Here is an 11,595-nt window from a genome sequence, read left to right on the forward strand (position 1 = left end):
TTCCTCTACACCCACCCCGATGTCGAGGACGTCCAGGTCATCGGGGTCCCGGACGAGAAGTACGGCGAGGAGCTGTGTGCCTGGATCAAGATGAAGCCGGGTGCGACCCCGTTGGATGCGGTGGCGGTGAAGGAGTACGCGACCGGCAAGCTCGCGCACTACAAGGTCCCGCGCTACGTCCTGGTCGTCGACGACTTCCCCATGACTGTCACCGGCAAGGTCCGCAAGATCGAGATGCGCGAGGAGAGCACACGCCAGCTGGGCCTCACGGTCTGATCCGATGGCGTCTCCGGCCGCAAGCTGAACCTGGTCAGGAGACCCGAGCGGTGAAGTCCAGAATCGTACGAGTGACGAGCTCTGGGTCGTCGTACATCGGCACGTGTCCGACTCCTGGAAGAGTCAACCGTTCGGCGTGGGGCACCAGCGAAGGAAAGCGAGCACCGTACGGATCGAGCGGGATGAGCGCGTCATGCTCTGACCAAGCGATTTGTACGGGGCAGTCGATGGCTCCGAGCTGGTGTTCGGTGCTCAGGAACCAACGCTTGAGCGGCTGGGAGATCGTGCACTCGGCCATGTCCTCAGTGAAGTCCAGTGCGGCTTGGACCGACATCCGGTCGCCGTGTTCCACTGCGATCTTCAGCGCTGCTCGTCGTACGTGGGACGAACGCAGCAAGCGGGGAAGGAGCGGCGCCATGCGTGTCGTCAGCTGGCCCCCGAGGAACAGCTTCAGTGCCAACACCTGGAGGTGCCGACCGGTCGGCTCCCAGCCGAGGGCGGGCGAAAGTGCGGTGACGGAGAGCGCCCGGCCACGCGCTGCCAGCTCGAGGGCCAGCCACCCGCCCAGCGAGTTGCCCACCAGGTGTGCACGCTCCACGTCCGCGGCATCGAGGTCGCGCTCGAGCTGGTCAGCAAGCGTCGCCGCCGTTGGTGCGGTTGCCGGATGCAACGGCCCATCGGCATGGCCAGCCAGGCGAGCCACGTGGACGCGGTGGTTCGTGCGGAGCCCTTCGACCACCGGGTCCCAGTTGTGCCAGCTGCTGTTGAAGCCATGAATGCACAGGAGATCGGTCTGAGGCGCGGCCATGAGCCCTCCAATGGTTGATGACGTGCATCGGAACCAGTCCGTGCGACGAACTCACGGTAACGTTGACCGTGCGTACGGTCAATAGTACCGTGGCGCGAGCCAATGACCAGCCCACGACAGAAGGCACCGTCGACATGAAGTCAACACCAGCGGACGAATCAACTGGCCGAGCGGTCGTTCTCGATCGGCGTGGCCCCGTCGCCTTGATCACCTTGAACCGGCCCGACGCGATGAACGCGGTGAATGCGGACGTGTCCCGAGCCCTGGGAGCGGCGCTCGCAGAGTTCGCAGGAGATCGCCAGTTGCGGGTGGCTGTTGTCACTGGCGCGGGCCGTGCATTCTGTGCCGGGGCAGACCTCAAGGAACTGGGTGCTGGACGGACGGTGCTCGACGTCGACCATCCTGAGCGGGGGTTCGCCGGGTTCGTGCGGCACTTCGTGGACAAGCCGATCATCGCAGCCGTCAACGGCTTCGCGCTCGGTGGCGGAACTGAGATCGTCCTTGCGGCGGACATGGCCGTGATGAGCGATGCGGCGAAGCTGGGTCTACCGGAGGTGAAGCGCGGGCTGGTGGCCGCAGCTGGCGGTTTGCTCAGGCTGCATCGGCAGATCCCTCCCAAGGTCGCGGCCGAGGCAATCTTCACCGGAGAGCCGTTGGATGCCGCAACAGCGCTGCAGTGGGGGCTGGTCAACCGCGTTGTCCCTGCTGAGGAGGTCCTGGCGACGGCGCTCGCTCTCGCGGAGAAGATCGCAGCGAATGCGCCCCTGGCAGTCCAGACGAGCAAGCGCATCATGATGCGCAGCGCTGTGGGGTCCGACTGGGAGAGCCCCCTGTGGGAGATGAACGAGGCTGAGTTCCGAGCCGTCGGCGCCAGCGAGGATGCCCTCGAGGGCGCGAATGCGTTCGCCCAGAAGCGTGAACCGATCTGGGTGGGTGCCTGATGAGTGTGCTGGACCTCTTCCGTCTCGACGGACGTGTCGCGGTCGTGACCGGCGCCAGCGCGGGCCTCGGGGAGGCGTTCGCGGTTGCCCTCGCCGAAGCGGGTGCCGATGTCGTGCTGGCTGCTCGTCGCGCTGACAAGCTGGAGGCAACGGCAAGGGCCGTCGAGGGTGCCGGTCGTTCCGCCCTCTGTGTTCCGACGGACGTTGCTGACCCTGGTCAGTGCGACGCCCTCGTTCGGACGGCCATGGCGGAGTTCGGCCGTGTCGACGTGCTCATCAACAATGCAGGGGTCGGCGCAGCTGTGCCTGCGCTGCGCGAATCTCCCGAAGAGTTTCGTCAGGTGCTCGACGTCAACCTCATGGGTGCCTACTGGATGTCCCAGGCGTGCGCCCGGGAGATGCAGCCGGGTGCGAGCATCGTGAACATCGCCAGCACGTTGGCGTTCATCGCCGCCCCGGCCCCCCAGGCGGCCTACGCCGCCAGCAAGGCTGGGCTCGTCGGTCTCACCCGCGACCTGTCTGCGCAGTGGGCCGGCCGCAGGGGAATCCGGGTCAACGCGCTCGCGCCGGGCTACGTCGCGACGGAGATGACCGCCGAGGTGCCCGCCGAGATGCTCGACGACTTCATCAATGCTCGCAGCCCGTTGAAGCGGCTGGGGAATCCCGATGAGATCACGGCCGCCATGCTCTTCCTTGCCAGTCCGGCAGCGGGCTACGTCACCGGCAGCACGCTGGCGGTCGACGGCGGCATGTCAGGACATTGAGAGCCGCCGTCAAGCGCGTCCGGGTCAGTTGACCGGGGCGCGCAGGCTCACCTTGTCGAACTTTCCCACGCTCGTACGGGGGATGGTCGCCACAAACGTCCACAGCTCCGGGATCCACCACTTCGCCACGCTGCCGGTGAGGAAGTCCATGAGATCCTCGGCGCTCGCCTTCGCCTCGGGGGTCAGGACGACGAAGGCATGCGGCCGTTCCTCCCACTTCGGGTCCGGGACGCCGATCACGGCGACCTCGGCCACCGCGGGGTGTTCCGCGATGGCGTTTTCCAGCTCGACGCTGGAGATCCACTCGCCCCCACTCTTGATGCCGTCCTTCAGGCGGTCCTTCAGCTGCACCCAACCACCGGGGTGGATCACGCCGAGGTCGCCGGTGCGCAGCCAGCCGTCGCGGAACTTGGTGGGATCGGAGTCGCCGAGGTAGGCGCCGGTGATCGTGTTGCCGGACACCTCCACTTCGCCCTGTGACTGTCCGTCCCACGGCTGGATGCGGCCTTCCTCGTCAACGATTCGAGTCATGACGCCCGGGATCAGTCGACCGGTTCGAGTGGTCCAGGTGATCTCGTCGTCGGCGGGGGTGCGAGCCGGAGGGCGGGAGAAGGTGAGCAAGGGTGACGTCTCGGTCATGCCCCAGCCCTGGGTGAGTTGAAGCCGGTTCCTGTCGCGAAGTTGCCGTGCCAGCGCTGGCGACAGCGGGGATCCGCCCGACACGGCCACCCGCAGGCCGGTGAGATCAACGCCCTCGGAATGCGCGTGTTCACTCAGGCTGCTCCAGATGGTGGGCACGGCAGCAAGCATGGTCGGCCGGGCCTTGTCGATCATCGTCGCCAGATGCGGTGCCTGGAGGAAGCGGCCGCTCATCACGAGGTTCGCGCCCGCGATCCACGCGGCGTGCACCCATCCCCAGGCATTGGCGTGGAACATCGGCACCACGGGCAAGGCAGTGTCGGAGTCGCTGAAGCCGTAGGCGCTCCCGGTCGAGATCATCAGGGTGTGCAGGTAGGTCGAACGGTGGCTGTATGCGACACCCTTCGGGTCGCCCGTCGTACCCGTCGTGTAGCAGAGCACGGCTGCCTCGTCCTCGTCCCCGTCGACCCAGGTGGTCATGGGTTCAGCGCTGGCGATGAGATCTGCGTAGGCGTGGAAGTGGATGCCGGGGTGCTCGAGCGCGCTGAGGTCCACCTCGCCCACGACGATCACGTCACGGACGCTCGGGACCGAGTCGATGAACTCCTGCAGGAGCGGCAACAGGTCGGCGTCGACAATGATGGCGCGATCCTCGCCGTGCCTCGCGATGTAGGACAGCTGGGATGCATGGAGTCGCAGGTTGAGGGTGTGCAGCACCGCCCCCATTCCGGGGATGGCGAAGTAGGCCGCAACGTGGTGCGACGTGTTCCAGCACAAGGTCGCCACGACGTCCCCGCGGGCAATCCCCAGGTCGGCCAGTGCTGTTGCCAGGCGACGACTCTCGTCAGCGACCTCCGCGAACGTACGAGGGGTGAGGTCGCCGTTCTCGTAGTCGGTCACGGTGGAGTGGGGATGCACTCGACAGCCGTGTTCGAACAGCGCGGTGATCCGTAGCGGGTGGTGCTGCATCGTGGCTCGCACAGTCAGGTCTCCAGTTTGATCCAGGCGGTCTTCGAATCAGCAGCGCTCTCGGTCAGTGGCGCAGATCCACTCAGCACGATATCTTATGAACCGTACGTACGGTCAAGGAGGAAAGTGTGGCGTCAATCGCGGGACTGGGGCTCACCGAGGTGGGCAAGGTCTTCGGCAAGACCTCCTTCGAGCTTGCCGCGGAGGCGGTCTCCCTTGCCGCAGCCGACGCAGGACTTGCGACGACTGACATTGACGGGTTGTTGATCAACCCGGCCCTCGCCCAGCCCTCGCTCGACCTGACCCTGGCTCGCCGACTCGGTCTCCGGGACCTGCGAGTGCTCACCCAGTTGACTGCCTTCGGCGCCTCGGCGGGATTGATGGTCGCGCAAGCGGCGCAGGCCGTTGACAGTGGAGCTGCCCGCGCGGTGGCCTGCGTCTTCGCGGACACTCCGAGGTCCGAATCCAGTTCCGGTGCTGATGCGTACAAGGCGATGTCATTGCAGGCGCGAGGAGTGCGTAGCGCCGAAACTGCCGCGGGTCTGACCAGTACGACGCATCGGTACGCCCTCGCCGCAGACCGCTACATGTCCACGTTCGGGGTCACTCATGACGAGCTGGGGGCGGTCGCGGTTTCCCAGCGCCGGTGGGCTGAGCTCAACCCGGTCGCGACGATGCGCACACCGCTGACTCTTGCGGACTACCACGCCTCCCGCTGGGTGGTGGAGCCCCTCCATCTGCTCGACTGCTGCCTGGTCTCCAACGGTGGGGCGGCGGTGATCGTGACCACGACCGAGCGAGCCCGCGACCTCAGGCAGCCGCCGGTGGAGATTCGCGGCTGGGGGCAGGGGCACCCCGCTGCCCCGTTCCGCGCGGACAGCACCTTCGGCCTCACGACTGGGGCCAAGGCCTCAGGGCGCGCCGCGCTTTCGATGGCGGGGATGGGCATCGACGACATCCAGTTGCGGGAGATCTACGACTGCTACACCTACACGGTCCTGGTCACACTTGAGGACTACGGCTTCTGTGGCCCGGGGGAAGCCGGCGCACTCGCTGCGTCTGGCGCATTGGGTCCGGGCGGGGTGCTCCCGACGAACACGGGAGGAGGACAGCTCTCCTCCTTCTACCTGTGGGGCATGACTCCTCTGCACGAGGCGGTCATGCAGGTCCGCGGTCAGGCCGGCGAGCGGCAGGTGCTCGATCATGACACCGCGATGGTCAGCGGTAATGGCGGCGTCCTCGAGCACCACTCCACTCTCGTCCTGACGTCGGAGGCCGCAGCGTGACCGGCTCGGGCCGGGCGCCCGCTCGTCGCGACCAGATGACCGCCGCCTGGTTCGATGGTCTGGGTTCGGGACGGCTCCTTGTCCGGGTCTGCGCGGACGGGCACGTCAGTCGGCCGGATGTTCTCGCATGCGACGTCTGCGGAGAACCTGACCTGGACTGGGCTGAGTCCGGCTGTCGAGGGGTCATTGTGTCGAGGGCCGTCGACCATTCGACGAGCCCCCCGACCAGCCTGGTCATCGTCGAGTTGGCCGAAGGGCCGTGGCTGTTCACGCGTAGCGAAGGGGGCAGCGTCGCGCCCGGGGGAGCCGTCACTGTTCACTTTGTTCATTCCGGCGAGGGCGAGTCGTACCCCGTCGTCGTGGCTGAAGCCTGACCTGTTCACGCGCCGTAAGCGCACTCATCTTTTCTATTGACCGCACGTACGGTCCGTGAGATTCTGGTGAGCGCAGGCCCGGGCGAATCGAGCCCGGCTCGACCGAGGAGATCACGTGAGCTTTTTCAAGGACGACGCTGAGGTCTACCAGTACCTCGGACAGGTGTTCAGGGTCGCGGACGGCGTCGATGGCGTCGGAGATGCGTTGCGCGCGGCGGACATCGTGCTGCGGCTCGACTACAGCAACCCCACGTCGAGCATCACCGTGCTCCTCAAGGAGCCGGCCATCGAGGTCATCGAGGGCGACTCGGATCTCACGCCTGATGTCCGGATGTCGATGTCGGCCGATCACGGGAACCAGTTCTGGAGCGGCGAGTACAACGTCGCCGTGGGCCTTGCGAAGGGCCAGGTCAAGGCCAAGGGACCCGTCTCGACGATCCTGAAGCTGATCCCAGCAGCCAAGCCGGTCTTCCCGATCTACCGTGAGCTCGTGGCGGGCAAGGACGCGGTTTGATGACTGACGTTGTCGCGGAGGTGCCTCACTTCCGCATGTACATCGACGGTGACTGGGTCGATACAGAGGAGCGTTACGAGCTCATCAACCCGGCGAACGAAAACCTGTGGGCGACATCCGCCCGAGGAAGCGTCGAGCACGCTGATGCAGCGGTCGCTGCAGCGGCGGCGGCACACAAGCGTGGCGACTGGCGCAACATGCCGCCGGAGGAACGTGCTGCCGTCATGTCGCGAATGGTCGAGATCCTCAATGAGCGGATGGACGACCTCGTGGACCTCCATGTCGCTGAGAACGGTGTGACCGTCCGCCAGGCCATGGCCTTCCACGTCGGTTACTCGATCTCCCACCTGCAGTACTTCGCGGACCTCGCACGGACGTACGCCTTCGAAGTTCCGGGACCTCTCCTGGGCTACCCGACCATGGCCGCCGGCGTGACGCGGCGGGAGCCGATCGGAGTGGTGGCGGGCATCGTGCCCTGGAACTTCCCGATGCTCCTTGCGGTCTGGAAGCTGGGACCGGCTCTTGCGGCAGGCAACTGCATCGTCATCAAGACGGATGAGAAGACTCCCGCAACCCTGCTCGAGGTGGCCCGGGCGGCCCACGAGGCGGGACTGCCGCCGGGCGTACTCAACGTGATCACCGGCGAGGGCGAAGAGGTTGGCCGGCGTCTTTCGGTGCATCCCGACGTCCGCAAGATCGCGTTCACGGGCTCGACGGCCGTGGGTCGCCTCATTGCCCAGCAGGCTTCGGAGAACATCAAGAAGGTCACCCTCGAGCTCGGGGGCAAGGGGCCCAACATCGTGTTGCCCGATGCCGACATCGACGTCGCCGTCGATGGCGCGCTGTTCGCGTTCTGTCTTTACCAGGGGCAGGCCTGCGAATCGGGCACCCGGCTGCTTCTTCCCGACTCCCTGCATGACGAGTTCGTGGCCAAAATGATCGCGCGAGCCAAGCAGATCAAGGTCGGCGACCCGACAAGTTTCGACACCGACATGGGGCCGATCATCTCGGCGGAGCAGAAGAGTCGCATCGAGTCCTACATCGAGCTCGGCCCCAAGGAAGGCGCGACAGTCGCGTTCCAGGGCGAGGTGCCCGACGGCCCCGGCCACTGGGTCCCGGTGACGATCCTGACCGACGTCACCAACGACATGCGGGTGGCCCAGGAGGAAATCTTCGGTCCGGTCCTGTGCGTCCTGCGTTATCGCGACGTACAGGAGGCAATCGACATCGCGAACGACTCCGACTACGGGCTGTCCGCCGGAGTCTGGAGCGAGGACCTCGACGCCGCGATGGACGTTGCCCGTCAGATCGACTCCGGGACGGTCTGGATCAACGACTGGCACATGGTCAACGCGCTGTACCCGTTCGGCGGGTTCAAGCAGAGCGGCATCGGGCGCGAGCTCGGTCCTCATGCCCTTGATGAATACACCGAGGCGAAGTTCGTGCACGTCGACATGTCCCGCACACTCGACCGCCGCGTCTACGACCTCGTCCTACCGGCTCAGGAGGGCTGAAAATGCGTGTCGCGATCTTCACCGAGCCCGGGGGTACGCCGACCCTGGAGGACGTCGAGCACACCCCGCTGCAGGACAACGAGGTCCTGGTCCGCATCGCGGGAGTCGGAATCTGTCACACGGATCTCACCGGGCTGAATGGCAACCTGCCCCTCCCGATGCCTGCTGTCCTCGGCCATGAAGGCGCCGGCGTGGTGGAGGAGGTGGGTCCTGACGTGACCCATGTGGTTCCCGGTGACCACGTCGTCCTCACCTTCGACACCTGCGGAGACTGCCCATCCTGCGACAACGGACATCCGGCGTACTGCGCGCTGGCCGGCGCCCTGAATTACTTCGGCACCCGCCTGGATGGCACCACGACGTTGGTCCAGGGGGATCGCCAGGTCCACGGGAGCTGGTTCGGGCAGTCCTCCTGGGGAACGCATGCCGTGGCAAGTGCGCGCAATGCTGTGAAGGTGGACAAGGACGTCCCGTTGCACCTGCTCGGGCCGTTGGGTTGTGGGCTGCTGACCGGGGCAGGCACGGTCATCAACGTGCTTCGCCCTCAGCCCGGACAGAGCATCGGATTCTGGGGGCTCGGAACCGTTGGTCTTGCCGGCGTGATGGCTGCGAAGGCGGCGGGGTGCGAAACCATCGTCGCGGTCGACCTCAGCGATGACCGGCTCGCCCTCGCTCGCGAGCTGGGAGCCACGCACACCTTCAACCCGTCCTCGACCAAGGACGTGGTGTGGGAGATCCTCGAGGTGACCGGCGGACTCGACTGCTCGATGGAGGCTGTGGGGCTCGGCCCCGTGGTGCGGGACGCGCTCATGTCTCTTCGCACTCCCGGCATTTGCGCCACTGTGGGTCTTCAGGCGCTGGACAACGACATCACCATCGACCAGGGCCACCTCCTCATGGGTCGCACCCTGACCGGTGTGATCGAGGGGGACGCAGAGCCCCACCAGCTGATCCCGCAGCTGATCGAGATGTGGCGAGACGGTCGTTTCCCCTTCGACCGGCTCATCACGGAGTACCCCCTCGAGGAGCTGGAAACCGCACTGGACGACTTTCACGCGAGCAAGGTGATCAAGCCCGTCCTCATCCCCGCCACCTCGTCGTACTGACAACTCGAAAGGCAAACGAAACCATGAACACGACTGCACCAGCTCTGACGAGCGCCGCTTGGGTCGAAGAGTTCTTTCGGCACGTGGATGCGCACGACTTCGAATGGGTGGAGGCCGCATTGACGCCCGACTGCGTCATCGATGCCTCAGGCTTCAAGGAGACGGGCGCCGAGGTCGTGGTGCTGTGGATGGCCGGGTTCTTTGCTGCGTTCCCTGATCTGCGTCACCGCCCCTTCCGCGTGATCAGTGGGACGGACGAGGTCGCTGCCCTCGTTCAGGTGACCGGCACGCACACCGAGGATCTCGGCTTTCCGGACGGCGACTTCCTGCCACCCACCGGCAACTCCATCGACGTCGAGCTCGCTGAGTTCTGGCGCTTTGAAGGGGACCGCGTCGCCGAGTACAAGGTCATCTACGACCAGGCTGGCTTCCTTGGTCAGCTCGGAGTGGGCGTCTGACGTCGCAAGCCTGATCGCCGAACAAGGGCACTGGATCCTTCACGTGGAAGGACTCAGTGCCCTTGTTTCGACTCTGAGGTGGGTCGAGGTGGGTCGTCAGAGTCGAGCGGCTTCGTCAACCAGTCTGGCGAGGGTCGACTGCTTCTGGCTCCCGCTCACGATGAGGGTCGTCAGGCACGTGGGCGCCCATCGGTTCTTGAAGTCGTCGATGATCTTGTCCGCCGGCCCGACGAGGGCGACGTCCTCCACCATCTCGAGCGGGATGGCGTCGATCGCCTCCTGCTTGCGTCCGGCGAGGTAGAGCTCCTGGAGCTCCTGGCAGACATCACCCCAGCCCATCCGCACGAACAGCTCGTTGTGGAAGTTCGCGCCCTTGGCGCCCATGCCCCCCGCATAGAGACCGATGATGGGCTTGATGTGCGAGGCCGCGAGCTCGACGTCCTCGTCCTCGGCCATGAACACCACGCCCGCGACGTCGAAGGTCTCGGCCGTGCGCCGTGCGCCGGGCACGCCGAAGCCCTCGGCCAGCGCCGATCGATAGAAGGCGTCGGACTTGGGGGAGAACCACAGGGGCAGCCAGCCGTCGGCGATCTCGGCTGCCAGCGCCACGTTCTTCGGGCCTTCCGCGCCGAGGTACACGGGGATGTCGCTGCGATACGGGTGCACGGTGGACCGAAGCGGCTTGCCGAGGCCGGTGCCGTCTGCGCCCGTGTAGGGGAGCTGGTAGTGCCGCCCGGAGAACTCCACCGGGGCTTCGCGCTCCCACACCTGGCGCATGATCTGTACGTACTCACGGGTGCGCTCGAGGGGCCTCGGGTACGGCGTGCCGTACCAGCCCTCGACGACCTGTGGGCCCGATGCACCCAGGCCGACCAGCATGCGCCCGCCGCTGAGGTGGTCCACGGTCTGCGCTGCCATCGCCATGGCGGTGGGTGTGCGGGCGGAGATCTGCGTGACCGCGGTGCCGAGCTTCAGACGCTTCGTTCCGGCGCCCCACCACGCGAGTGGCGAGATGGCATCCGACCCGTAGGCTTCAGCGGTCCACATGCTGTCGACGCCGACCTCTTCGGCTTCGGCCAGGCGTCGTTCGACGTCCTCCGGAGGTCCGGCACCCCAGTAGCCGACAGAGATTCCGATCTTCATGCTTGTTCCTCCTTCGTCGTGGTGTTCAGGTAGATCGACTTGAGCGTTACGTAGGCGTCGAGACCTTCGGGTCCGAGCTCGCGCCCCACGCCGGACGACTTGACGCCTCCGAAAGGAGCGCCCAGGTCGAGGTCGAAGAAGTTGACGCCGATGGCTCCGGTCTCGACCCTGCGGGCAACGTCGAGTCCGCGTTCCTGATCGCGCGTCCAGACGGTTCCTCCCAACCCGTACTCGGAGTCGTTGGCCAGTCGAACGGCGTCGTCGATGTCGTCGTAGGGCAGGACGCACAGGACCGGACCGAAGATCTCTTCCCGGGCCGGCGTCGATCGTGGATCAAGATCGGCGAGGACGGTTGGTTGGACGTACCAGCCGACGGGCAGGTCTTCAGGACGCCCACCCCCGGCCACCACGCGAGCGCCCTCGAAGCGGCCAGCCGCGATGAACTCCTCGACGCGTGCGCGCTGCGCGCTCGTGACCAAGGGGCCGACCCGTGTCGTCGGGTCGGCGGGGTCGCCGACCTTGAGGGAGGTGGCCAGATCGGCGACTGCGCCCACGACGTCGGCGTAGCGCGACCGCGGAGCCAGAATGCGGCTGTTCAGGTAGCAGGTCTGCCCGTTGTTGAGCAGGCTGACCCAGGACAGACCTCGAACGGTCTGCTCGAGGTCAGCGTCGTCCAGCACGATTGCGGCGCTCTTGCCTCCCAACTCGAGGGTGACCGGGCGGAGCAGGCGGCCGCAGATCTCGCCGATCGCGCGGCCCGCTGCCGTCGAACCGGTGAAGGCGACCTTGTTCACGCCAGGGTG

Annotated in this window: 12 protein-coding genes; 8 read left to right on the top strand and 4 right to left on the bottom strand. The window is 66.2% G+C overall.

Features of this window, described 5'->3' with window-relative positions; genetic code table 11:
* A partial coding sequence (locus tag ACOADB_RS10055) for an AMP-binding enzyme (RefSeq protein WP_420280717.1) occupies positions 1 to 276 on the top strand: 276 nt, incomplete at its 5' end.
* A gap of 34 nt (positions 277 to 310) precedes the next feature.
* On the opposite strand, the gene ACOADB_RS10060 is transcribed toward ACOADB_RS10055, so the two are convergent.
* Positions 311 to 1,084: an alpha/beta fold hydrolase gene (locus tag ACOADB_RS10060; protein ID WP_378597820.1), complete on the bottom strand. Its 774-nt coding sequence runs from the start codon at positions 1,082 to 1,084 to the stop codon at positions 311 to 313.
* A gap of 68 nt (positions 1,085 to 1,152) precedes the next feature.
* Here ACOADB_RS10060 and ACOADB_RS10065 point away from each other — a divergent pair, with 68 nt between their 5' ends.
* Positions 1,153 to 2,025 (top strand): crotonase/enoyl-CoA hydratase family protein, encoded by an 873-nt coding sequence (locus ACOADB_RS10065; protein ID WP_378597838.1) that lies wholly within the window; start codon positions 1,153 to 1,155, stop codon positions 2,023 to 2,025.
* Positions 2,025 to 2,789, top strand: coding sequence for an SDR family NAD(P)-dependent oxidoreductase (locus ACOADB_RS10070; RefSeq protein WP_378597821.1), 765 nt, complete (start codon positions 2,025 to 2,027; stop codon positions 2,787 to 2,789). Before ACOADB_RS10065 ends, ACOADB_RS10070 begins: the two co-directional genes overlap by 1 nt.
* A gap of 24 nt (positions 2,790 to 2,813) precedes the next feature.
* Here ACOADB_RS10070 and ACOADB_RS10075 read toward each other — a convergent pair whose 3' ends face one another.
* Complete coding sequence (locus tag ACOADB_RS10075) at positions 2,814 to 4,397, bottom strand: long-chain fatty acid--CoA ligase (protein WP_378597822.1); 1,584 nt, start codon at positions 4,395 to 4,397, stop codon at positions 2,814 to 2,816.
* A 128-nt stretch (positions 4,398 to 4,525) separates the two neighbouring features.
* Here ACOADB_RS10075 and ACOADB_RS10080 point away from each other — a divergent pair, with 128 nt between their 5' ends.
* The 5 genes from ACOADB_RS10080 (at position 4,526) to ACOADB_RS10100 (ending at position 9,649) form a co-directional block, all read left to right on the top strand.
* On the top strand, positions 4,526 to 5,683 hold the full coding sequence (locus ACOADB_RS10080) for a thiolase family protein (protein WP_378597823.1): 1,158 nt from the start codon (positions 4,526 to 4,528) through the stop codon (positions 5,681 to 5,683).
* 489 nt (positions 5,684 to 6,172) lie between these two features.
* Positions 6,173 to 6,571 (top strand): SCP2 sterol-binding domain-containing protein, encoded by a 399-nt coding sequence (locus ACOADB_RS10085; protein ID WP_378597824.1) that lies wholly within the window; start codon positions 6,173 to 6,175, stop codon positions 6,569 to 6,571.
* Complete coding sequence (locus ACOADB_RS10090; RefSeq protein WP_378597825.1) at positions 6,571 to 8,085, top strand: aldehyde dehydrogenase family protein; 1,515 nt, start codon at positions 6,571 to 6,573, stop codon at positions 8,083 to 8,085. The genes ACOADB_RS10085 and ACOADB_RS10090 overlap by 1 nt, the downstream gene beginning before the upstream one ends.
* Positions 8,086 to 8,087: 2 nt before the next feature.
* A complete protein-coding gene (locus ACOADB_RS10095) occupies positions 8,088 to 9,191 on the top strand; it encodes an NAD(P)-dependent alcohol dehydrogenase (protein WP_378597826.1) in 1,104 nt (367 codons plus the stop codon).
* 23 nt (positions 9,192 to 9,214) lie between these two features.
* Positions 9,215 to 9,649, top strand: a complete 435-nt coding sequence (locus tag ACOADB_RS10100) for an ester cyclase (protein WP_378597828.1) — start codon at positions 9,215 to 9,217, stop codon at positions 9,647 to 9,649.
* Between the two features lie 96 nt (positions 9,650 to 9,745).
* Here ACOADB_RS10100 and ACOADB_RS10105 read toward each other — a convergent pair whose 3' ends face one another.
* Both ACOADB_RS10105 and ACOADB_RS10110 read right to left on the bottom strand, forming a co-directional pair.
* Positions 9,746 to 10,792, bottom strand: a complete 1,047-nt coding sequence (locus ACOADB_RS10105; protein ID WP_378597830.1) for an LLM class F420-dependent oxidoreductase — start codon at positions 10,790 to 10,792, stop codon at positions 9,746 to 9,748.
* A partial coding sequence (locus tag ACOADB_RS10110) for an aldehyde dehydrogenase family protein (protein WP_378597832.1) occupies positions 10,789 to 11,595 on the bottom strand: 807 nt, incomplete at its 5' end. The genes ACOADB_RS10105 and ACOADB_RS10110, both read right to left, overlap by 4 nt.

This window comes from Nocardioides sp. CPCC 206348 (assembly GCF_048654705.1).
Taxonomy (GTDB): domain Bacteria; phylum Actinomycetota; class Actinomycetes; order Propionibacteriales; family Nocardioidaceae; genus Nocardioides.

Bases quoted from the DNA above. Each gene is read 5' to 3' on its own strand.
- ACOADB_RS10060 (WP_378597820.1), bottom strand. From the start codon at position 1,084: ATGGCCGCGCCTCAGACCGATCTCCTGTGCATTCATGGCTTCAACAGC.
- ACOADB_RS10095 (WP_378597826.1), top strand. From the start codon at position 8,088: ATGCGTGTCGCGATCTTCACCGAGCCCGGGGGTACGCCGACCCTGGAG.
- ACOADB_RS10070 (WP_378597821.1), top strand. From the start codon at position 2,025: ATGAGTGTGCTGGACCTCTTCCGTCTCGACGGACGTGTCGCGGTCGTG.
- ACOADB_RS10075 (WP_378597822.1), bottom strand. From the start codon at position 4,397: ATGCAGCACCACCCGCTACGGATCACCGCGCTGTTCGAACACGGCTGT.
- ACOADB_RS10105 (WP_378597830.1), bottom strand. From the start codon at position 10,792: ATGAAGATCGGAATCTCTGTCGGCTACTGGGGTGCCGGACCTCCGGAG.
- ACOADB_RS10090 (WP_378597825.1), top strand. From the start codon at position 6,571: ATGACTGACGTTGTCGCGGAGGTGCCTCACTTCCGCATGTACATCGAC.
- ACOADB_RS10100 (WP_378597828.1), top strand. From the start codon at position 9,215: ATGAACACGACTGCACCAGCTCTGACGAGCGCCGCTTGGGTCGAAGAG.